The following is a 20,870-nucleotide window of genomic DNA, read 5'->3' as shown; positions in this document are numbered from 1 at the left end:
CAACTAACCCAACAACTAAAAAAAGAAAGTTTCTCATATGAAAAGGGCAATCTTTTGCTTTTTCTCACAATGCGAGTACAATGTAAAATAGCAAGAAAAGACGAAAAGTATTTACAGGATTATTGCGTACGCATAGCGTAAATGGCAGTAAGGAACTGAGAGGAGGTTTTTTCTCTGAATATAAATAAAGAAACAATTATCCACTTTTATCATACAAACGATATACATAGTCATTTTGAAAATTGGCCGCAAATTTCTCGGTTTGTACAAGGAGAGAAAAAGCGAAGACAGGAAGCGGGAGAGACTGTTTTGACTGTAGATATCGGCGATCATGTGGATCGTTTTCATAGTATTTCGGAAGCGACGAATGGGCTTGGCAATACGAAGCTTTTAAATGAGGCGTTATATGATTATGTAACGATCGGAAACAATGAAGGAATTACGTTAGCGAAGGAGCATTTGAATCGTCTATATGATGATGCTGGATTTGAGGTGCTTGTCGCGAATTTATTTGAAAAAGAAGGGGTACGTCCAGAGTGGGCAAAGCCTTATAAATTACATACAACGACAGATGGGATTACGATTGCTTTTATCGGATTAACGGTTGCGTATCCAGAGTTTTATCAAATGTTAGCTTGGCATATTGAAGATCCAATCGAGCATTTAGAGTCTATTTTAGAAGAAGTGAGAGATGAGGCTCATATAACGGTTGTCCTTTCTCACCTTGGAAAAAGTATGGATGAGCATATGGCGGAACATTATGATATAGATGTTATTTTAGGGGCACATACGCATCATTTATTTGAGCGTGGTGTTCTTATGAATAATACGTTACTTTGTTGTTGTGAAAAGTGGGGACGTTACGTTGGGCACGTTCAGCTTACTGTGGATAAAGAGACGAAGAAGCTGTTGAAAAAGGATGGTAGAGCGATTAAGACTGAACGTTTAGGTGCTTATAACAAACCATTATCCACAATTGAGGCGCTGCAGGAAGAAAGTAAACATATTATGGAAGAGCCTGTCGTTCATTTAAAGGAATCATTACCGGTTGATTGGTTTCATGAGACAGCATTTTCGCACATGTTAGCAAATGCGTTGAAAACGTGGTGCGGTGCAGAGATTGGCATGGTAAACGCCGGTGTACTTCTTGAAGGATTAGAAGAAGGCGTTGTGACGCGCGGAGATATTCACAGAATTTGTCCACATCCAATTAATCCATGCCTATTAAAAGTGCCGGGGAAAACGTTACGAGAAGTGATCTTGAAAGCACGTCGCCCGAATATGGAGAACCTTGAGGTAAAAGGGTTTGGATTTCGGGGGAAAGTAATGGGGAAAATGATTTACGCTGGTGTAGAAGTCATTCCAGATACGATTCCCGGGAATAAAATTTTACTCGAAGATGTATTAATTAACGGGGAATCGCTGGAATTAGATCGTATATATACAGTAGGAACGATTGATATGTTTACATTCGGCTACTTATACCCAGAGCTATCCACACTTTCTAACAAACAATATTATATGCCAGAACTACTTAGAGATGTGTTAACAGACATGTTAATAACTTATACATCTTCCGTCAAACTATAGGCTAGTTAACTTGTAACACTCATTTTTCTCTTGTCATACAGATAAGAAAGAGAGGAGTGTGAACTATGGTTAATGTGGAGCCAATTATAATCGATAATTATACGTTTATTGCGGTTAGCGTCAAACTTCCAAAGACAAATTTGCTAGCTGTAATGAGCGATAAAGGATATATTATGTGCGGTGCATTAGATGTAGGTCTTTTAAATGAGAAGTTAGGGGATCGAGGTATTATTGCCGGCCGCGCGGTTGGTGTAAGAACGATTGAACAACTTCTTGAAGCGCCGCTAGAATCAGTAACGATTGAAGCTGAAGCTTTAGGTATTACGGCTGGCACAATCGGAAAAGAAGCATTATTAAAAATGAGATAAGCATATATCGTCCCTCCTTCTTGCATAGAAATGATATAAGAAGGAGGGTTTTGTATGAGTATATTTCGTTCGAAAAATTCGCGGTTTCGAAGGGGACCTATTTCCTTTCGGCACATACTGCTTATGTCGTTTATTCTTTTTGTCATATTACTCGTGCAAGGATTATGGATTGTGAATAGCAGCATTCAGCCGACATTAATGAAATATGGAGAAGTAGAGACACATAAAATGGCGACAGCGGTTATGACGAAGGCGGTAAAAGATAGGATCGATGAGGGATTCGATGTCGATTCATTAATGAAAGTACAAAATGATAAAAACGGGAAAGTGTCCACAATTAATTTAAATACGAAGCAAGTAAATGAAATCGTAACGTCAACGACCACATACATAGAAAAGTATTTACAGCAAGTAGAAGAAGGGAATTTGAAGGGACTAGGTATTTCTGAAAAAAATGGGGCAACGATGGCAGTTCCGTTTGGCCGTGTAACAAATAATGCGCTTCTTGGAAATATCGGACCCGACATTCCAATTGATTTCACAACGATTGGTCATGTAAATACGGATATTAAACAAAAAATTGAGCCGCACGGAATCAATACGACAGCGATTCAAATTATTATGGAGATGGAAGTAACGTTGCAAGTCATTATTCCATTTCATACGAAGGAAATAAAAGTAAAACAAGATGTTCCGATTGCGACGCGTATCGTTCAAGGGGAAGTGCCTACGTATTATGGAAGCGGAAGTGTTGTTGTACCTGATAAAAAGAAAGCGGATAGTTAGACTGTAAATAAAAAATAACCGTAGCAATGTGCTACGGTTATCGTTTTGTATTCGCGCGTTCTTTTCGCTCCCAAAGACTTAAGTGCATGTAGGGGTCGAAAGCCCATTCTGTATAACCATTGTCTTTATACATGCCGAAATGTAGGTGGGGCGGGAATTTTCCAGCTGTGCCGGGAGGGCCGTAACCGGTGCTACCAACAAATCCGATTACTTTTCCAGGCTCGACAATTTGTCCAAGCTGTATTTCTTTTGAGAATCCGCCTAAGTGAGCGTAATAATGATAATTGTTATGAAGGTCACGAATACCGATACGCCATCCGCCAAGGCGGTTCCAGCCTTTTGTTTCAATAATGCCATAGCAAGTGGATCTTACTGGTACGCCATAGCCTGCGAATATATCGGTTCCTTCATGAACCCTTCTTCCCCCAAAACTTCTTCCAGCGCCAAAAGTACTACGGTAGCTATGGTCACTGCGAATCGGAAGAGGGAACGCATTTCCTTCTAAATTAATACGTCCGTAATGTTTATAAATTTGGGCGTATTCGGTAATTAAATCAACTGTTTTTGCACGTCTATAATATTCCCAGAGCATGATTTTAATGCGTTCTTCTGACGTTCCTTGTTTCTTTAAAATCGTTGCTGCTGTATGCAAAAGATCACGGTCGTTATTTGCATTTGCAAATCCATCTTTGTCACCATCTAAACCTAACCCGCCAAATAGAGCAATTGTATGGGGAAGAGTGTCGTTACCATTAACAGGTCCAGCCCATATTTCTGGTTTGAAATAGAGGGAGATGATGGCATCTGGTTTTTTCGGAATATCTTTTCTTACGCTCCGTATATTTCTTTCATATTGATCCATTGCAGCTAAGTAATACCACGGAATGCCTGAAGATTGCTCGGTTTCTTTATATAGTGCCATGCGCTTTTCATATATGCTTTGCTGATTATCTTCACCGTAAGCGATGTTTTGGTGGAGAAGAAAGCAAATCGAAAGCAAAAGAGAAATTTTTCGAAGCATGAAATAGACTCCTTTCACATCATCACTCTTTTTAGTGTGGGATATACGGAGTATTTCATTATAGGGAACGATTGGAAAAAATCTTAGAATCTTCATTTGAGCAAATCGCTTTCATACGTTAGAATAGATATGTTACATTGAAAGAAGCGAACACGGTAAACTATTTCATATTGTGCGGAGTTGATAACCATGACAAAACAAACAGAATATAAGCGCAAGCCCGAATGGTTGAAAATTAAGTTAAACACGAATGAAAACTATACAGGCTTAAAGAAAATGATGCGTTCTAAAAATCTTCATACAGTTTGTGAGGAAGCAAAATGTCCGAATATTCATGAATGCTGGGCTGTAAGAAAAACAGCAACATTTATGATTTTAGGTGCGGTTTGTACACGTGCTTGTCGTTTTTGTGCGGTTAAAACAGGCTTACCAACTGAGCTTGATTTACAAGAGCCAGAACGCGTAGCAGATTCTGTAGTACAAATGGGCTTAAAGCACGTTGTTATAACAGCGGTTGCACGTGATGATTTAAAAGATGGTGGAGCAGCTGTTTTTGCTGAAACAGTACGCGCTGTACGTCGTAAAAATCCATTTACGTCAATCGAAGTATTGCCATCTGATATGGGTGGAGTAGAAGAAAACTTAAAAATGTTAATGGATGCAAAACCAGATATTTTAAACCATAACATTGAAACAGTACGTCGATTATCTGACCGAGTTCGCGCTAGAGCAAAATATGATCGTTCATTAGAGTTTTTACGTCGAGCAAAAGAAATGCAGCCTGATATTCCAACTAAATCGAGCATTATGGTGGGCTTAGGTGAAACGAGAGAAGATTTAATTGAAGCAATGGATGACTTACGTGCAAACAATGTGGATATTTTAACTCTTGGACAATACCTACAACCATCTAAGAAGCATTTACCAGTTCTTAAATATTACCCACCAGCGGAATTTGCAGAGCTAAAAGAAATTGCACTTAGCAAAGGCTTTAGCCACTGTGAAGCTGGCCCACTTGTGCGTTCTTCTTACCATGCGGACGAGCAAGTTCGTTCTGCAAAAGAAAACACAGCAGAAGCAAAATAATGAAAAAAGGGAGCTAATGATTAGCTCTCTTTTTGTTTGTACTCTAAAACAGTATTTGAACATGTTAATAAAATCTTTTTTAATTCTTCTGTGGATAATTCAATTGTAAATTCAGGTACACCAGGTGTAATTAAAATTTTATCGTACGTATAAATAGCGTTATCCACAATAATTGTTACATCGTGTGAATACCCGAAAGGAGCTACACATCCTGGCGTACAACCAGTTTTGTCTCGCAGTTCATCAGCGGAACAGAGAGATAAGCGTTCTCCTGTTAGTTCTTTCATCTCTCCGCGGTTAAGCCTTGTGCCCTCTAACGTGAAAAATACGTAATAATCTCCAGCCTTTGATTTTAAAAATAAGCTTTTACTTGGAGTACCTTGTAAGCCAAGCCTCTCGCGTACGATCCGATCTGTCTCATAATCGAGTACCGGTTCGTGTTCGAATTTTTCATAAGAAACATTTGTTTTATGTAGTAAAGCAAGTACATCTTCGTACATATGGAGTGATACCCCTTTCTATTATTAGTACAGTTTCTTCTCGTGGCGTCAACTGAATGTGTTGGAAAGAGATATTACTTGGACGGTGCTTTCCATAATCGTTTTAGGCTACATTGTTCATCAATTGTAATTTCGTACATATCAGGATTCGTTAAAGCTCTCCATTCATGAAAGCCGATCGTATGATCAAAGTGCTTTAAAATGAGCGTAAGTAAGTTTCCGTGTGTAACGAGTAATATTGTAGTATGGTTTAATTTTAAAACGTCTTCGATAAGCGATATAGCACGGTCCGTTGCTTGTTTTGTTGACTCTCCGCCTGAAAAGGCAATATCTATATTTGTAAAAGTAGATTCTAGTTTTTGCATCCAATCGTCCATTGGAATGTCGCTTAATATGCGTTCAGCTAATCGTTCATCTTCTTGGATAGACAAATTAGCTTGGAGTGCATAGGGCCGAATAGAATCGATAGCTCGCACAAATGGGCTTGAAATAATATGGTCTATTTGTAGTTGGTTTTCTAAAAGGAATGTAGCAAGGGTGTTTGCTTGTTTTTTTCCATCGGTCGTTAATTCGGCATGACGTTCTTGGCCAGTTGCTGAACAATGTCGTATGACAATAATTTTCTTCATAATTCATCCCCATTTTTCAAGTTGACGCTATATACTTCGACGAATGCGGAAAAAATTCCTTTTTATCCCGCTTTAATGGGCAGTAAGACCCCCACCTCAAAATTCAGCGCAAGCAAAGAAGTTAGGTGGGGGTCGGGCTGCCCATAAAAGTCCGATTGGTGAGGGCTGATTAAAGTTTCACTTTATTGGAAACGGCATAGTGATTTATAGATGTGGAAAAATAATGTGGATAATGAAAAATGAGGTGCCAGTATGAAAAAAATGATATGTCTCGTATTCATGATTTGTTTTCTTACGCAAATGTCCACAACATATGCACAATCCAATCAAAAGTTAGATTATCCGAGCAATCGAAATAAGTCATTTGTAAGTGGGGATGTGTTTTACGAACAGTTAGATAAGAAAATTTATAAAGAATACAAAAATGCAGCGTATAGTGTTCGGAAAAAGATTTTATTTAAAGAAGTACCCGACGAAGAATTTTCCTTTCTACAAAAAACAGCCGCGGGTTGTCGGGGTGAAGTGGTGCTTCAAGATTCTTTCATTCACCCTGATTGCCAAGTTTATTTTTTCGCTTCCTTTTCTCAAAATGAAGTAGAAGAGTTACAAAAGTACATCGTGATAGATGCAGAAACAAAGAAGGAGCTGCAAAGCGGTAAAAGTTATCATCGCTATGATAATCTTTATAAAAAATAACCCACCAACAGGCGGGTTATTTTTACTTTGGCACACTCATTAATTTCTCTTTCATTTTACGAATAAGAATGATAGCGCCAATTGTGAAGAGAAGGGTGATTCCTTCTGCAACAAAGATGTTAATTGTTTTCGTTTGGTAAAGTGCCGCGAAGAAGTCTACAAGTGCGTGGAATAGTATAGCGTACACAAGGAAGATATACTTCTTCTGTTTTACTGCGTATAAAACAAGCATTGTAAAGGCGATTTGCAGCACGAGTGCCATAATTCTTTCTAAGCTGCCAAGGAAATATAAGTAGGCAGGTTGCTGAATTAACATGTCCTGTAGGCGGCTTAGTTCTGGCATTTTTTCGACCATCTGGGCGAAGCTACCGTTGTTAATTGAATTCGCAAATATAAGTGCTTGGAATGCAGAGAATCCGCCAACTAAAATGGATTCAATGCCGCCGTGACCAATTCCGTAAGCGAAGCCATCTTTATATTCTTGATATTTTTTTAGTAAGAAGAAGAAGGCAACAAAGCGTCCTAATTCTTCAAAAATACCAGCAGTGAGTCCGCCATAAAGTGCGAAGACAAATGGATTTTCTAAAATTGGAGCGATTGCTGGATTACCGCGCATAAATAGGTGGAATGGTGTTTCGAGAATTTGGGTAAATCCGATAAAGATAAGAACACCAACGCCGACTACTTTCCAATTTATATTATATTTTTTACGGAAATAAACGAGTACAATAATTGGGACCAGAATCGAGACAATGAGTTGAAAGATGATGCTGGCAATTACAGTATTTGAAACCATATTTTCACCGCTTTCTAATATATGTACATATCTATTATGCATGAAATATTTTATAAAGAAAATGAATTTACTTATTGACTCTAACGTTGCGTCATACTTTATCGTATGTATTAAGGGGGAGATACACATGGCAATGAAGGTAAAAGAAGTAGCTAATTTAGTTGGAATTAGTGTGCGCACACTGCATCATTACGATGAAATTGGGTTGTTAACCCCAGATGAGACGACAGAGTCTGGATATCGCCTGTATTCCAATGAAAATTTAGAGACGCTGCAGCAAATTTTATTTTTTAAAGAATTAGGCTTCCCTTTGAAGAAAATTAAAGAAATTATCATGAGTCCATCATTTGACCGGGAAGAAGCATTGCAGCTTCATAAGAAAATGCTTCTTGAAAAGCGGGCTAGGTTAGATAAAGTGATTGCGACGATTGATAAAACAATTCAGTATACAAAAGGAGAGATTGAAATGACGAATAAAGAGAAATTTGAAGGCTTCGATTTCAGCCATAATCCGTACGAAGAAGAAGCGCGTGAAAGATGGGGAGACGCAGCTGTAGATAAAGCGAATGAATATGCGAAAGGTATGTCTAAAGAAAACCAAGAAGAGTTTAATACGATTTACAGAAACTTAGCGACGCTTAGACACGGCGCACCAGATTCTAAAGAGGCACAAGAAGCAATTGGAGTATGGTACAATTACTTGCAAAACTTCGGTGAATATTCATTAGATGCTTTTAAAGGACTTGGTCAAATGTACGTGGCTGATGAGCGCTTCACGAAAAATATCGATAAGTTTGGTGAAGGATTAGCACAGTTTATGTGTGATGCGATGGAGGTTTATGCGGATCGTAATAAATAGTTAAAAATAAAGAAGATGGAGGTTTTCTCCACCTTCTTTATTTTTTTATCATATCATTCAAAGTCTGATCCCCCGTATTGTTCAAATGAGGATTTTTACTCATTTCACGTTTTAACATATCGAGGCTCTGTGTATATTCTGTATCATTTAAGGCACCAGATTGAAGGCCTTGAATTTGAGAAATCAACTTTTGGTCTGTTGATACATATGCTTTATAATAGCGAGGGACGATGGACAAAGCAGCTCTATATACTTGATCCGCTACGAGTTTTGGATCTGTTGTGTTTGCACGGTATACAACAAATACTTCATCATCGGTAACGAGTGTAGCAGCGTTTGTAACGTCAGGGAGTTTGACTGTCATGCTTGTAATCATTTCAGCAACTTTCTCACGGTTAATGGCTCCTACTTGTTTATTAGACACTTCATGCTTTTGTTTAGATGAATAGCCGACTCTCGTTAATCGTGTATTTGTATTTTCCGTATGATACATGTCGTTTTTATTGGAAACAAGAACACGACTTCCTTCTTCACGTTCCATTTCGGCTTTATTTGTTTGGCAGCCTGCAAATAAGGAAAGAGTGAGGAGAGAGAGCATAATTTGTTTTTTCACGATGTATCACCTCCTTCTCCATAGCATGCACTAATTTGCAAATTTTTGTATTTGAAATTGTTGGTTGGTATGCTTTGTGATACGATAAAAAGAAGAATGCTTAGAGAGGAAGTTAATGATGGAGCAAAAGCAAGAGATTCATGCTACGGTGAGCATTAATAATGTTCAGTACGAAGTAATTAAAAACTTTCGTGACGGTTTTAGTGAAGAAGCATTTAAAGAGCGCTATGCAGAAATTTTAAATAAATATGATTACATCGTTGGGGACTGGGGTTATGAGCAACTTAGATTGCGCGGATTCTTTGATGATAGTAACCAGCGTGCGACATATGATACGAAAATTAGTACGTTATCGGAGTATTTATACGAGTACTGTAACTTCGGTTGTGCACACTTCGTATTACGAAAAGTGAAGAAGTAAAAAAATCCTCTTACGATTGTAAGAGGATTTTTTGCATTATAAACAAATCGAGATATGATCGCCTTCAGAAAGTATTGTATTTGGTTTCATTTGTTGTCCGTTCAATTGAATATCCCCGTTTTTAATTTTATCCACAATGAGTGTACGGCTCCAGTCGGAAATATATGTGGATAAGGCTTTATCCATTCGGTGGGAACCGAAAACGAGGTCTAATACAATCGTGATTTCGGCTATGCCACTTTCTTTATGCTGTGTAATGGAAATGGTAGTAGTTGTTTCTGTTTGATCTTGTTGCGTCATATCGATTGTTTCCACATGATCAGTAAATGATTTATAAATACGAAGCTTTTGGTTCCACGTATGATCTTTCGGACATTTATAAATGGCAAAACGATATATATTTTTTCCGTTGGCGTTATGCCTACGAATATTTGTGTCAGTAAATAGGGTAGTGCGTCTGCAATTTTTACAATACTTTTCGATTGTGTTTTGCTCGTTTTCATATAAACTCCAAGAAAGTTGTACTTTCTGCATTTTCCTTCACCTCTTATAGTAGTGGTAAAGGAACGTAATACAGCTATTTGGATGTCTTGTAGTATGAAGACAGGAGAAATAGATAAAAATAAAAGGAGGTTCCCCAAAGAGGAACCTCCGTAAACATCATACTACAGATGCGTTACGCTCCTTTGTAATGGGAATGGGCAGACTACTCCCTTGAAAAAGCGTGGTGCTTTTTTGAGAGTAATGCTATCCAATTGCTGGTCCATTACAAAGTAAATGTTGGCATACGTAGATAACGTCCTTTCTATCCAAATAGATTTATTCTTCATTATAACATAAAGGTTTGAAAATTAAAAATACTTAAAGCGAAAAAACACCAGCTAAAAAGCTGGTGCCTAAGATAAATTATATAAGTTCAAATAAAAATGAGCGTAATTCTTCTGCAATTTCTTCAGTCATAGAAAATGCGTGCTCTAAGTAGCCTGGTTCGTTTAAATCGTCAGCGCCGATGATTGCAAATTTATTGCGCTGCATATCAAGGACAATTGTTTTACCGTAATGACGATCGGAGTATAGTAGCGCTAAATCGTGACGCTCATTTTCTCCCATAAAGCTAACGAAACGAGTTTTTGTAGCGACAGTGTCGTCGTACAGAAAGAAACGTTCTTCCATACACATGGCTCCTTTTATTAAATATCTAAGTTTAAGTGTGGCTTATGATCTAAATGGTGATGCGTTTTAATGAATCGTACTGTTCTTGTTTTGTAACGCATTACGATAGAGTATGTTTCAGCTAAATCTCCGCCTAGGAATTTCACGCCGTCTAATAACTCACCAGCAGATACGCCAGTTGCTGAGAAGATTGCATCATCACCAGATACTAAATCGTCTAACATAAGAAGTTGACGAGGATCTTCTAATCCCATTTCACGACAACGAGCTTCTTCTTCTTCGTTCATTGGAACTAAGCGAGCTTGCATTTCACCTTCAAGGCATTTTAATGCTGCTGCAGAAATAACGCCTTCTGGAGCTCCGCCAATACCTACGAATAAATCAATACCAGTTCCAGGTAGTGCTGTTGCGATTGACGCACCAACATCACCGTCACCAAATAATTTTACGCGTGCACCTTTTGCACGAACACGATCAATAATATCTTGATGACGTTCACGTTCTTGAACGATAACTGTTAGATCGCGAATCTTTTTATTGTTAGCTTCCGCTACAATTTCAATTGTTTTTTCAATTGGATCATCTAAGCTAATTTTACCAGCTGCTTTTGGACCAACCGCGATTTTTTCCATGTACATATCAGGAGCATGAAGAAGGTTTCCTTTATCTGCGATTGCGATAACTGCCATTGCATTTGCAAGACCTTTTGCAACGATGTTTGTACCTTCTAATGGGTCAACGGCGATATCTACTTCTGGACCGTTACCTGTTCCTAGTTCTTCACCAATATATAACATCGGTGCTTCATCAAGTTCTCCTTCACCAATTACAACTGTACCTGCCATGTTTACTGAATCGAACATATCACGCATTGCTGTAGTTGCTGCATCATCTGCTTCGTTTTTCTTTCCGCGGCCCATCCACTGTGCGGATGCTAATGCTGCTGCTTCTGTTACACGGACAATTTCTAGTGCGAGTTCACGTTCCAAGGTTCCATTCCTCCAATTTCAAAAATCATACAAATATAACTATAACAAATTACGGGGAAAAGGTGAATTCGAAAAATTGTCGATTTTTTCAGAAGAAAGCGTTACAATTAAAATGTAAATGCTTTAATTTCCAGGTAGGTGACATTCATGTATTTTGTAGACAGAAAGAAAATAGAACAAATGCTAGTATGTTTAGAACGAGCAACAAGTACATTTCAAGAGAAAAAGATATATGAAACCGAGTTTGAATTTTACGCATTAGAACGCATAGCGCATCTAATGATTGATTCTGTATTAGATGTAGGTAATGCGATGATTGATGGATTTATTATGCGCGATCCAGGAAGTTATGAAGATATTATCGATATTTTAATGGACGAGCGAGTGATAAGTACAGAAGATGGACAAGGGATGAAAGAAATTATCCTTCTTCGAAAAATGCTTACGCAAGATTATATTCAAATGAATCATGATGAATTATATAAGACGATTCAAAAACATATTGCAGTGGTAGAGAAATACCCAGCCAATATTCGCAGTTATTTAGAAAAGGAATTAGGACCTGTATCTGCATTTGTACCAGAATAATTATGCTTATAAGATCCCCAGAGAAAGCCTTTTGGGGGTCTTATATTGTATGTGAGGGAGAAGGGTGAAGCATGGGGGAAGCACGGACGACGAAAGATGAAATTATCCAATTGTTGAAAGTAAAGGGAGAGCACACGGTAGCGGAACTAGCTGAAATTTTAGAGATTACAGAAATGGCGATTCGAAGACATTTAAGTAATCTTGAGAAAGATGGTTTCATCTATTCTAAGATGGTAAGGCAACATGTCGGAAGACCAACTTATTTGTATGGATTAAGCGAAAAGGGAGAAGATACATTCCCGAAAGAGTATAAGCAATTTGCGATTGATATGCTAGAAGATTTAGCGCGAATGGGCGATGAAAAAATACTTCGTTACGTTTTAAAAGAGAGAACGAAGCGAATGGAAGAACAGTTACAAAAGCGCGTAAGTAATCAAAAGAATTTAGCATATAAAGTGCAAGAGATAGCAGCTATGCAAGAGAAAAATGGTTATATGGTTCAAATCAAGAGAGACGGAGAGAACTCTTTCGTAATTGAAAAACAAAACTGTCCGTTAAAGGAAATCGCTGAGAGATTCCCGCAAGTGTGTGAAGATGAAAAAGAGATGTATAATCGTTTATTTGCGAACGCAGATGTAAAAACGCTAGCAAACATGTGCGAGGGCGATTGTAGTTGTTCTTACCAAATAAAAGAGAAAAAATGAACGTTATGGGGCGCTTTAAGGTAAAGCGTTTTTTTCTTTTGGAAAAGCGGGTAATATAAGAGTGGTATGATAAGGTGAGAACGTTAGCATAGAAGGAGAGACATAATCGATGTATAAAGGTTACTTAATTGACTTAGACGGTACAATGTATCGCGGGGAAGAACAAATTGAAGAAGCGAGCGACTTCGTAAAAGCATTAGGAGAGCGCGGCATTCCATATTTATTCGTTACGAATAACTCAACTCGTAAACCAGAACAAGTGGCAGAAAAACTTGTTCGTTTCGATATTCCAGCGAAAGCAGAGCAAGTATTCACAACGAGTATGGCAACAGCAAACTTCATTTACGAACGTAAACAAGACGCAACTGTATATATGATTGGTGAAGAAGGCTTACATGATGCACTTGCGGAAAAAGGATTTGAACTTGTGGATGAAAATCCTGATTTCGTTGTTGTTGGTTTAGATCGTGACATCACATATGAAAAATTAGCAAAAGCTTGTCTTGCTGTACGTAACGGCGCAACGTTTATTTCTACAAATGGAGATATTGCCATTCCGACTGAGCGCGGATTATTACCAGGTAACGGTTCATTAACATCAGTTGTAGCAGTATCAACAGGTGTGGATCCGATCTTTATCGGAAAACCAGAATCAATCATTATGGAGCAAGCTTTAAAAGTGCTTGGTATAGAAAAGAATGAAGCCTTAATGGTTGGGGATAACTACGATACAGACATTTTAGCAGGAATAAATGCTGGTATGCATACGCTTCTTGTCCACACTGGAGTAACAACTGTGGAGAAGTTAACAGAATACGAAGTTCAACCGACGCAAGTTGTGCATAACTTGACGGAGTGGATTGAGAAGATGTAATGAAGAAAGCTGTTCCAAACTTTGGAGCAGCTTTTTTTGATATTTGCGGGCACCCGATTAGTTTGAGCTAATATTCAGTTGTGAATGGTGTCGATTTTTGTCGGTAAGTCGATATATTTAGAAAATCGCCGATATAATCTGAGTTGCGCTGATATATTTAAAAAATCGCTGATATAATCTGAGTTGCGCTGATATATCTTAAAAATCGCTGATATCGTTGTATTTAGAATGCACGATTCACAACATCTTTAACCTCTTCAAGATATTGTTTACGCACACTATTATCCACAGAAGGAACACTCGTATAGAATGTATGCTCAATTGTTTCAATACCTGTAAATTCAAAGATACCAACATCTGTTGTCTTCTTCATTGCTTCAAACATACCGCCTGCTGTGTATGCCTCTTTCGTATTTCCCATTGTAGATAATAATAAGCCTTTTTTACCACTTAATAACTTCTCAATACCATTTTCACCGTAAGCATTAGCGAAGCCGTGGCTAAATACACGGTCAACGTATCCTTTTAAAATAGCAGGAAGTCCCGCCCACCAAACTGGATAAATGAATGTAATGCTGTCAGCCCAAGAGATATGCTCTTGCTCTTCTTTAATATCTTCTGGTGTGTTTCCTTGAGAAAATGAGATGAAATCGGAAGCGCCTAATACTGGATTGAAGTTTAACTCGTATAGATCGCGAACGCGTACTTCATGACCTTTTTCTTCTAATTCACTTGTTACTGTTTCTAAAATCGCATGGTTGAAGCTTTCTGTATTTGGGTGTGCATAAACGATTACATGTTTCATTGTTCTTCCTCCTATTTGTGGATATGTGAATGGTTTATCTGTAACCATTATTGTTACTTCTTTTATGAAAGTCAAGTAATACATATGTATAAAAAGACGCCTCAAATCGTCTTTCTACACTCCGCTCATACAAAGAACAAAGAAAACAAATAAAATAATAACAATACCAATGCCAAAGTTAAATACGAGAGTACTATCCATACTATGGAACCTCCTTATTTGAAAGTAAAAAGCACTCTAGCCAAGAGTGCTTTTTTATTTTGAGTCTACTTCAAAACTTTGAGAAAAGGACTCATGCATGTAAAGAGTTACATTATTTTATGTGTTTATACTTTGAAATGAGTAAGTCCTTGTCAGGTATAGAAAAAAAGACACTCTTTCGAGTGTCTTTCAAGATGACAAAATGTGCCAATTGCTTGAGTTTGATAAGGCGCTAATATCCGTTTTAACGCCTTTTCTTTGATCAAGAAGTGTAGCAACAGCGATTCGAGTAAATTTTACCATTTCTTCCATAGGCGTGCGTATGCAATTGTGCATATTTCAATTAGAGGGAAATGAGGCTTTAAAAATGAATGATTATATATAGAATATTTGATAAGGGGAGAGCAGGATGAATATACATAAGTTAACGGTAGAAGAAGCAAATGAGGTAAATACGTGGACGTACGAAGGACACTATAATTTATATAGCTTTTCAGGCGAGGAAGAAGTAATAGAAGAATTATTAGATGGGACGTATTATGGCTGCTGTGACGATAATGGGGAGTTTATCGGCTATTTTTGTTTTGGAGAAAATGCACAAGTGCCAGGGGGACGAGATATTCATTTATATGGTGGAGAAGATGTAATGGATATCGGACTTGGCATGAAGCCAGCGTTAACGGGGAAAGGGCTGGGAAAAATGTTTTTTCAAGCTGGCATAGCCTTTGCTGTTAAAGAATTTAGGCCGAAAACGTTTCGACTTAGCGTAGCGACATTTAATACAAGAGCGATTACGCTATATAAAAACATAGGTTTTCAGCAAGGTCCTATTTTTTTGAGTCGCGGAAGAGAATTTATGCTCATGGAATATGAAAGACCGTCAGTATGAAACTGACGGTCTTTCATATTTTATTATTCCGAATGCTCAGCTCTGTGCGCTAAACGGCTTGAAGCAGCGGCAGCGATTCCGCCAACGATATCATCAAGGAATGTATGCACCTTACCAGTTGATTTATCATTTAAGTATTCTAAAATACCAGGTTTTAATTTATCGATATATCCAAAGTTTGTGAAACCGATAGAGCCGTACACATTAACGATAGAAAGTGCGATCACTTCATCAATTCCGTATAAGCCTTCATCACGTTTTACGATATCTTGTAACGGCTCACTTAACATTCCTTTTTCAGCGAGAACATCGAGTTCGATACCTGTAATCAGTGCGTTTTGTACTTCACGTTTTGATAATACACGCTCAACGTTATAACGGCATTCTGACATCTCTAAATTTGGATGATATTTTTTTTGAAGAAAATGAACAAGCTCAGCAATATCGTCAATTGTTACACCGCGTTCTTGTAATAGTTGTAATGCTCTTTCTTGTAGTTGATTTGATTCTTTCATGTTTATCACCTTTTTTTCTTTTTAGTATTTGTATACGTTTCGTTGCTTTATCCTGTGCATAGGAATGAAAGGCGAGCACAAGCTCATATATATAAAGAAAAACCATAGGTGGCGACTGCGATGATTCATCATATTTATGAGCATTATCACATGCATGTTAAAGAATTAATCCCCCTTGGCCCCTATAAAAGCTTTTGGATTCGCAACAAAATTTATGTACTTGTTCCAATTGGAGAAATGGAGGAAGAAGTACTTGTAGAGATGAAAAAGCTCAGTGACTATATGAACCAGCAAGGGGATATAACTGTAGCGACTTTCGTTCCGACTATACACGGCTACTATGTAAGTGAGATAGAAGAACAAAATTACTGCTTATTAAAAGGTATGCGCGCGTTAGAACGACATGCTACGTCATTAGGAAGTGAGCTTTCTATATTCCATAAACGAGGTGCATTCTTTCCAGAAGAAATTGAGCAATTAAGCCGCATTGGCGAATGGAAAGCGTTATGGGAAAAAAGGCTCGATCAGTTAGAAAAGTTTTGGCAGTCACAAGTGATGAACCACCCTACAGACGTATTCGATCAATTGTTTATTGAATCCTTCCCGTATTACTTAGGAGTTGCGGAAAATGCCATTCAATATGTTGTTGATACAGAAATGGATGACACACCGCAACTAACGGATGCAGCAACAATTTGCCAAGAACGATTCACACCTTTATTATGGCATCAAACGAAGCGTCTCAAACTCCCTTTTGATTGGGTGTATGATCACCCAACTCGAGATATAGCAGAATTAATCCGCTATATGATGATTGAAAAAAAGAAAGACTGGGAGCAAACAATCGTTCAATTTGTTACAGATTATGAACGGAATTATTCGCTATCCTCATTTGGGTGGCGCCTATTATTTGCAAGACTGCTGTTCCCACTTCACTATTTTGAAACAGTCGAACGATATTACCAAACTGGAAACGAAGAACAAAAAAGCATATATAGAGATCGCTTAGAAGCCATTCTACACGATGTGAACCGCTCTGAGCAATTTATGAAGCATTTTTATGGCTCACTCCGTTTACCAGTTGATAAGCTTGGGATTAGAAAATTAGATTGGCTGTCTTAAAAATATAAAAAAGAGACCGATTGAGGTCTCTTTTTTATATACTACAATTGTATGTAATACATTATGCCCCTACCTGTTGATCTGCACATATATTTAAAATGAATTGATGTTGTTCGATTTTTTCATTGACTTTACTTAATAATTCTTGCTGGATTTCTTTAAATAAAAATTGATAGCTCGCATTCCATGTTGGTATAACAGATGAAAGATCTAATAAATATTCTTTTTTCTTTTCTAGTTCTTGAATTGTTAAAAACGTGTTTCCCATTCTTGGCATGTGTCGTCCCCCTATGTTTTTTACTTTATATGTGTGAACGATTCACTATATAGTATCAATTATCGCATTTTTTGAGAAGGATTTCCAATTTTGTTTTATGATGTTAACGGATAAATGTGATTTGTATAAAAAAAGGAGACCAAATTTGGTCTCCTTTTAGCAAGTGGCTTTGAACGAGCCGCTTCCGCTTTTAATTAAAATACTTGTTCTACTTCGATAACGCCTGGTACTTCTTCAAGTAACGCGCGCTCGATACCAGCTTTTAGTGTGATTGTAGAACTTGGGCAGCTTCCGCATGCACCCATAAGGCGTAATTTTACGATACCTTCTTCAATGTCTACTAACTCAACGTCTCCGCCATCGCGAAGTAAGAATGGACGTAATTTATCTAATACTTCTAGTACTTGTTCTTGCATATGTGGGTTTTCCATTTTTATCGACTCCTTTCATCAGTTTTATTATAATCAAGATAGAGGGGAAAATCTATTTTTTCTGTTCTTGTTTTATTGCCGAAATTTTTTATCATGTTTACAACGTGTTTTTTCAGTATAGGGGTATGGAATAAGTTTGTAAAATGATGTGCTTATGTAATAAGGTATCTGAATATACTGTCAGAACAAGAAGTGGGGGAGAAGAAATGGTTAATGTGCAAGTGTATGGGACGAAAGTAATTTGTGCGAGCTGCGTTGGAATGCCATCTTCAACAGAAACGTTTGAGTGGTTACAGGCGGCGATTGGTCGTAAATATGAAGGACAAGAAAATAAATTTAATTTCGAGTATATTGATTTTCAAGAAGAACAAGAAGATGAAGAGAAAAAAGCATTCGCAGAGCGCGTAGTGGAGGAAGATTTATTTTATCCGGTCGTTCTTGTAAATGGAGAAATTGTTGGAGAAGGAAATCCTCGTTTGAAGGATGTTTACGAAGAAATCGAGAAATATTTATAAAGCAGGAAGTCTTTGCGAATTTGCAAAGGCTTTTTTATTGGAGGGATAGATGTGGAGAATGTAGTAAAGCATGCGTTACCAAAAGAAGTAGAGCGGTTGATGGAGCGATACATAATAGGGTTAAAAGAAATTTTTTTAGATGAAAAAATAGTTGGCGTATATATTTACGGATCCATCGCACTCGGTGCATTTCATGCAGAAACGAGCGATGTTGATTTTGTCACGGTAATAAGTGATCCCGTGAATGAAGCTGAAAAACAGCAACTTGTAGAACTTCATAAGAAACTTAGTAATAGTACGTTAGGTAAAAGAATGGATGGCATGTATATTCCGCTTGCTGATTTAGGGAAATACAATGATGAAATGAATGAGTACGTGTATTGTGCAGATGGTAAAGCGAATGTAGGTCATTGGGATATTAATGCAGTCACATGGTGGACATTGAAAAATCAAGGTATTACAGTTATCGGGAAAGAAGCGGAAGACCTTTCGTTTCAAATAGGGTGGGATGATGTAGTCAATACGATGAAATACAACGTAGAACGATACTGGAGTGAAAAAGCGAAGCAGCCATATTTATTTTTTATAGAAGAGTGGGTAGAATCAGCTGTCGTTACGATGGGCCGCATTTTATATACTCTAGATCATAAAACAATCGTTTCAAAAGATAGAGGATTGCAATACTTGTCAGAACGTTCAGGGGAAGAATGGGAGATTTTATTAAAAGAAGTAGCAAGAATACGGCAGAATCCAAAAGAAAAGCGAATGCTCTCAAGGTGGAGAAGGGCAGATATGACGAAGAGGTATTTGCTGCACTTAATTGAGACGTGTAGAGAGAAATGGTAGGGAAGAAAATGGACGATACAGTTGAATGTATTGTCTTTTTTTACGTTTAATTTGGTATATAATGGTTGAAAAGGTTTAATTATACTGGAGGGGATATAGTGGACACGGAATTAGTTACATATAAAGAAAAGAATGTGCAAATGAGTATGTTAGAAGTAATCAGCATGATAGTAATTATTTTTGGGATCATGTATGGAATTGGTTATTTGAACTTTTTATATGACTCCTCATTATATCCGTGGTATGTAGATCATCTCATTTCACCCTTCACGTTTTGTATGATTATTGTAATGTATGCACCGGCAAGAAATTACTGTGTGCATTTACTAAAATCAATACAATTCAATAACTTAAAACATTATGTAACAATAATAATGACGATGATCGTACTGCTTATATATCTTGCGGTATTAAATTTAGTTTTACCACATGGGCTTCGTGTGGAGGAATCTAATATAGTAATAGAGCCTACTAAAAATGAAATCATTTTATATGTAGTTGTACTCACGATTTTTGCGCCGATTTGGGAAGAGCTTGTATTCCGAGGTATGTTTTTTATGAAATTATCTCAGCGCTTCTCTACACTTAGTAGTGCCGTTATAAGTGCTTTCATATTTACTTTAGGGCATCCCCTTACAGTAGGGAGTATTTTATATATTTTTGGTATAGGCATAAGTTTAGCCTACACCTATAAGAAAACAAACAATTTACTCGTTCCAATTGGAATTCATGTATTAAACAATGCATTTTATTTATTAGTAAATTTTCAACTGTAAAAAAGACGCCTTTTTGAAAGGGCGTCTTTCGTATTTTGTAGTAGGTGGGAAAGGCTTTACAAGTATTATGTAGAGGAAAGATAATAGAAAAAATATGTGTGTGGAGGAAGACGATGAATAAATATAAATTACATATAGATAGAGAACAATTATGGAAAGGCTGCATCTTAAATTCGATTGCAAATGCAATTTTTGTAGCACATGATCCTGATCTCTCACATGAAAGTTCATGGGATGGATGTAACTATAGTATGCAAGATAGTCAAGGCGGAAGAGGGACAATTACGTTTCATCCGGATTATACGATCGTATGTCTTCAAGATGTGAATAGTGAAAGAATTGATGAGTGGATTGATGCGAAAAATTATTTTGAAGAGGCACCTTCGGAAGTAATAGATATTGCGAAAGAAGAAGCACTTCAATATGTATTAGAAGAAGTAGAAGGTGAAACAGTTCCTTTTATTACAACTGCATTTTGGATTGAGGATAGCGGTGCGTATTCAATTGATTCATTTGAAGAGATGGAAGAGCACGGCGGATTCTTATTAGAAATTCCATTACTTGATAAGGAATCAGCGATGGAAAGATTGGAAGAAGAGTATGAGCTAACAGAGGAACAAATAGAGCTTTTACAACTCGTGTATGAGAGAAAAATTAAAAATCCAAACGAGGAAATTATGTTGTCTAAAGAAGAAGTAGCGATGATCGGAACGGATGATAGTGAAGGATTGGAAGTATGTAAGGATTCATTTGAAGAGATGAATATTACTTGGGCGTTGTAGGAGGATATAAAAGGTGTG

The 20,870-nt window shown here is 37.4% G+C and carries 28 protein-coding genes; 16 read left to right on the top strand and 12 right to left on the bottom strand.

Annotation, left to right across the window (positions count from 1 at the left end; genetic code table 11):
* The first annotated feature begins 174 nt into the window (after nucleotides 1–174).
* The 3 genes from ACTFSI_RS22715 (at nucleotide 175) to yunB (ending at nucleotide 2,744) form a co-directional block, all read left to right on the top strand.
* Complete coding sequence (locus tag ACTFSI_RS22715; RefSeq protein ID WP_440045660.1) at nucleotides 175–1,590, top strand: bifunctional metallophosphatase/5'-nucleotidase; 1,416 nt, start codon at nucleotides 175–177, stop codon at nucleotides 1,588–1,590.
* A gap of 65 nt (nucleotides 1,591–1,655) precedes the next feature.
* Nucleotides 1,656–1,958, top strand: coding sequence for a YunC family protein (locus ACTFSI_RS22710; protein WP_000248463.1), 303 nt, complete (start codon nucleotides 1,656–1,658; stop codon nucleotides 1,956–1,958).
* 54 nt (nucleotides 1,959–2,012) lie between these two features.
* Complete coding sequence (yunB, locus tag ACTFSI_RS22705; RefSeq protein ID WP_197225365.1) at nucleotides 2,013–2,744, top strand: sporulation protein YunB; 732 nt, start codon at nucleotides 2,013–2,015, stop codon at nucleotides 2,742–2,744.
* A 37-nt stretch (nucleotides 2,745–2,781) separates the two neighbouring features.
* Here yunB and ACTFSI_RS22700 read toward each other — a convergent pair whose 3' ends face one another.
* Nucleotides 2,782–3,765, bottom strand: coding sequence for a M23 family metallopeptidase (locus tag ACTFSI_RS22700; RefSeq protein WP_000944673.1), 984 nt, complete (start codon nucleotides 3,763–3,765; stop codon nucleotides 2,782–2,784).
* 189 nt (nucleotides 3,766–3,954) lie between these two features.
* Between ACTFSI_RS22700 and lipA the strand changes: the two genes are divergently transcribed.
* Entirely contained in the window at nucleotides 3,955–4,851 is an 897-nt protein-coding gene (gene lipA, locus ACTFSI_RS22695) for a lipoyl synthase (RefSeq protein ID WP_000166370.1), read from the top strand.
* 20 nt (nucleotides 4,852–4,871) lie between these two features.
* Here lipA and ACTFSI_RS22690 read toward each other — a convergent pair whose 3' ends face one another.
* Together ACTFSI_RS22690 and ACTFSI_RS22685 are read right to left on the bottom strand one after the other, a co-directional pair.
* Nucleotides 4,872–5,351, bottom strand: coding sequence for a YbaK/EbsC family protein (locus ACTFSI_RS22690; RefSeq protein WP_000272743.1), 480 nt, complete (start codon nucleotides 5,349–5,351; stop codon nucleotides 4,872–4,874).
* Nucleotides 5,352–5,425: 74 nt separating this feature from the next.
* Nucleotides 5,426–5,980 carry a histidine phosphatase family protein gene (locus ACTFSI_RS22685; protein ID WP_000721042.1) on the bottom strand — a complete coding sequence of 185 codons (555 nt, stop codon included), beginning with the start codon at nucleotides 5,978–5,980 and terminating at the stop codon, nucleotides 5,426–5,428.
* A 252-nt stretch (nucleotides 5,981–6,232) separates the two neighbouring features.
* On the opposite strand from ACTFSI_RS22685, the gene ACTFSI_RS22680 reads away from it, so the two are divergent.
* A complete protein-coding gene (locus ACTFSI_RS22680; RefSeq protein WP_138320819.1) occupies nucleotides 6,233–6,676 on the top strand; it encodes a hypothetical protein in 444 nt (147 codons plus the stop codon).
* Between the two features lie 22 nt (nucleotides 6,677–6,698).
* On the opposite strand, the gene ACTFSI_RS22675 is transcribed toward ACTFSI_RS22680, so the two are convergent.
* Nucleotides 6,699–7,514: a YhfC family intramembrane metalloprotease gene (locus ACTFSI_RS22675; protein WP_002163480.1), complete on the bottom strand. Its 816-nt coding sequence runs from the start codon at nucleotides 7,512–7,514 to the stop codon at nucleotides 6,699–6,701.
* Nucleotides 7,515–7,599: 85 nt separating this feature from the next.
* Here ACTFSI_RS22675 and ACTFSI_RS22670 point away from each other — a divergent pair, with 85 nt between their 5' ends.
* A complete protein-coding gene (locus ACTFSI_RS22670) occupies nucleotides 7,600–8,331 on the top strand; it encodes a MerR family transcriptional regulator (protein ID WP_138320821.1) in 732 nt (243 codons plus the stop codon).
* A 37-nt stretch (nucleotides 8,332–8,368) separates the two neighbouring features.
* On the opposite strand, the gene ACTFSI_RS22665 is transcribed toward ACTFSI_RS22670, so the two are convergent.
* Complete coding sequence (locus tag ACTFSI_RS22665; RefSeq protein WP_000744209.1) at nucleotides 8,369–8,944, bottom strand: YhcN/YlaJ family sporulation lipoprotein; 576 nt, start codon at nucleotides 8,942–8,944, stop codon at nucleotides 8,369–8,371.
* 118 nt (nucleotides 8,945–9,062) lie between these two features.
* Between ACTFSI_RS22665 and ACTFSI_RS22660 the strand changes: the two genes are divergently transcribed.
* Nucleotides 9,063–9,365 (top strand): YutD family protein, encoded by a 303-nt coding sequence (locus ACTFSI_RS22660; RefSeq protein WP_000435941.1) that lies wholly within the window; start codon nucleotides 9,063–9,065, stop codon nucleotides 9,363–9,365.
* Nucleotides 9,366–9,401: 36 nt separating this feature from the next.
* On the opposite strand, the gene ACTFSI_RS22655 is transcribed toward ACTFSI_RS22660, so the two are convergent.
* From ACTFSI_RS22655 to glpX, 3 genes are all read right to left on the bottom strand, one after another.
* The gene (locus ACTFSI_RS22655; RefSeq protein WP_440045653.1) at nucleotides 9,402–9,899 is read right to left on the bottom strand and encodes a cytoplasmic protein; all 498 of its coding nucleotides are present in this window, start codon (nucleotides 9,897–9,899) and stop codon (nucleotides 9,402–9,404) included.
* A gap of 372 nt (nucleotides 9,900–10,271) precedes the next feature.
* The gene (locus tag ACTFSI_RS22650) at nucleotides 10,272–10,538 is read right to left on the bottom strand and encodes a DUF3055 domain-containing protein (protein ID WP_000392606.1); all 267 of its coding nucleotides are present in this window, start codon (nucleotides 10,536–10,538) and stop codon (nucleotides 10,272–10,274) included.
* Between the two features lie 17 nt (nucleotides 10,539–10,555).
* Nucleotides 10,556–11,527: a class II fructose-bisphosphatase gene (gene glpX / locus ACTFSI_RS22645; protein ID WP_000439090.1), complete on the bottom strand. Its 972-nt coding sequence runs from the start codon at nucleotides 11,525–11,527 to the stop codon at nucleotides 10,556–10,558.
* A 147-nt stretch (nucleotides 11,528–11,674) separates the two neighbouring features.
* Here glpX and ACTFSI_RS22640 point away from each other — a divergent pair, with 147 nt between their 5' ends.
* The 3 genes from ACTFSI_RS22640 to ACTFSI_RS22630 all read left to right on the top strand — a co-directional run bounded on the left by ACTFSI_RS22640 (nucleotide 11,675) and on the right by ACTFSI_RS22630 (nucleotide 13,693).
* Entirely contained in the window at nucleotides 11,675–12,115 is a 441-nt protein-coding gene (locus ACTFSI_RS22640; RefSeq protein ID WP_000274015.1) for a DUF86 domain-containing protein, read from the top strand.
* Nucleotides 12,116–12,186: 71 nt separating this feature from the next.
* Nucleotides 12,187–12,819: a transcriptional regulator gene (locus ACTFSI_RS22635; protein ID WP_275894369.1), complete on the top strand. Its 633-nt coding sequence runs from the start codon at nucleotides 12,187–12,189 to the stop codon at nucleotides 12,817–12,819.
* A 109-nt stretch (nucleotides 12,820–12,928) separates the two neighbouring features.
* Nucleotides 12,929–13,693 carry a TIGR01457 family HAD-type hydrolase gene (locus tag ACTFSI_RS22630; protein ID WP_044791004.1) on the top strand — a complete coding sequence of 255 codons (765 nt, stop codon included), beginning with the start codon at nucleotides 12,929–12,931 and terminating at the stop codon, nucleotides 13,691–13,693.
* Between the two features lie 223 nt (nucleotides 13,694–13,916).
* Here the strand turns inward: ACTFSI_RS22630 and ACTFSI_RS22625 are convergent, their stop codons facing one another.
* Nucleotides 13,917–14,498 carry an NAD(P)H-dependent oxidoreductase gene (locus ACTFSI_RS22625; RefSeq protein WP_440045652.1) on the bottom strand — a complete coding sequence of 194 codons (582 nt, stop codon included), beginning with the start codon at nucleotides 14,496–14,498 and terminating at the stop codon, nucleotides 13,917–13,919.
* A gap of 610 nt (nucleotides 14,499–15,108) precedes the next feature.
* Here ACTFSI_RS22625 and ACTFSI_RS22620 point away from each other — a divergent pair.
* Entirely contained in the window at nucleotides 15,109–15,588 is a 480-nt protein-coding gene (locus tag ACTFSI_RS22620) for a GNAT family N-acetyltransferase (RefSeq protein WP_044791002.1), read from the top strand.
* Nucleotides 15,589–15,611: 23 nt separating this feature from the next.
* Here the strand turns inward: ACTFSI_RS22620 and ACTFSI_RS22615 are convergent, their stop codons facing one another.
* Nucleotides 15,612–16,103 (bottom strand): phosphatidylglycerophosphatase A family protein, encoded by a 492-nt coding sequence (locus ACTFSI_RS22615; protein WP_000665103.1) that lies wholly within the window; start codon nucleotides 16,101–16,103, stop codon nucleotides 15,612–15,614.
* A 120-nt stretch (nucleotides 16,104–16,223) separates the two neighbouring features.
* On the opposite strand from ACTFSI_RS22615, the gene yutH reads away from it, so the two are divergent.
* A complete protein-coding gene (gene yutH / locus ACTFSI_RS22610) occupies nucleotides 16,224–17,225 on the top strand; it encodes a spore coat putative kinase YutH (protein ID WP_000581272.1) in 1,002 nt (333 codons plus the stop codon).
* 61 nt (nucleotides 17,226–17,286) lie between these two features.
* Here the strand turns inward: yutH and ACTFSI_RS22605 are convergent, their stop codons facing one another.
* Both ACTFSI_RS22605 and ACTFSI_RS22600 read right to left on the bottom strand, forming a co-directional pair.
* Nucleotides 17,287–17,502: a hypothetical protein gene (locus ACTFSI_RS22605; protein ID WP_001137787.1), complete on the bottom strand. Its 216-nt coding sequence runs from the start codon at nucleotides 17,500–17,502 to the stop codon at nucleotides 17,287–17,289.
* 194 nt (nucleotides 17,503–17,696) lie between these two features.
* The gene (locus tag ACTFSI_RS22600) at nucleotides 17,697–17,933 is read right to left on the bottom strand and encodes a NifU family protein (protein WP_000431159.1); all 237 of its coding nucleotides are present in this window, start codon (nucleotides 17,931–17,933) and stop codon (nucleotides 17,697–17,699) included.
* A 206-nt stretch (nucleotides 17,934–18,139) separates the two neighbouring features.
* Here ACTFSI_RS22600 and ACTFSI_RS22595 point away from each other — a divergent pair, with 206 nt between their 5' ends.
* The 4 genes from ACTFSI_RS22595 to ACTFSI_RS22580 all read left to right on the top strand — a co-directional run bounded on the left by ACTFSI_RS22595 (nucleotide 18,140) and on the right by ACTFSI_RS22580 (nucleotide 20,852).
* On the top strand, nucleotides 18,140–18,448 hold the full coding sequence (locus tag ACTFSI_RS22595; protein WP_000248594.1) for a DUF1462 family protein: 309 nt from the start codon (nucleotides 18,140–18,142) through the stop codon (nucleotides 18,446–18,448).
* 51 nt (nucleotides 18,449–18,499) lie between these two features.
* Nucleotides 18,500–19,294: a nucleotidyltransferase domain-containing protein gene (locus ACTFSI_RS22590; protein WP_014481777.1), complete on the top strand. Its 795-nt coding sequence runs from the start codon at nucleotides 18,500–18,502 to the stop codon at nucleotides 19,292–19,294.
* 98 nt (nucleotides 19,295–19,392) lie between these two features.
* Nucleotides 19,393–20,070: a CPBP family intramembrane glutamic endopeptidase gene (locus ACTFSI_RS22585; protein WP_000379274.1), complete on the top strand. Its 678-nt coding sequence runs from the start codon at nucleotides 19,393–19,395 to the stop codon at nucleotides 20,068–20,070.
* Between the two features lie 113 nt (nucleotides 20,071–20,183).
* Nucleotides 20,184–20,852, top strand: coding sequence for a hypothetical protein (locus ACTFSI_RS22580; RefSeq protein WP_275894371.1), 669 nt, complete (start codon nucleotides 20,184–20,186; stop codon nucleotides 20,850–20,852).
* Nucleotides 20,853–20,870: the final 18 nt, after the last annotated feature.

Origin of the sequence: Bacillus cereus group sp. MYBK101-2, from assembly GCF_051918845.1 — a bacterium.
Classification (GTDB): Bacteria; Bacillota; Bacilli; order Bacillales; family Bacillaceae_G; genus Bacillus_A; species Bacillus_A paranthracis.
This window is presented reverse-complemented; position numbering and strand designations above follow the sequence as displayed.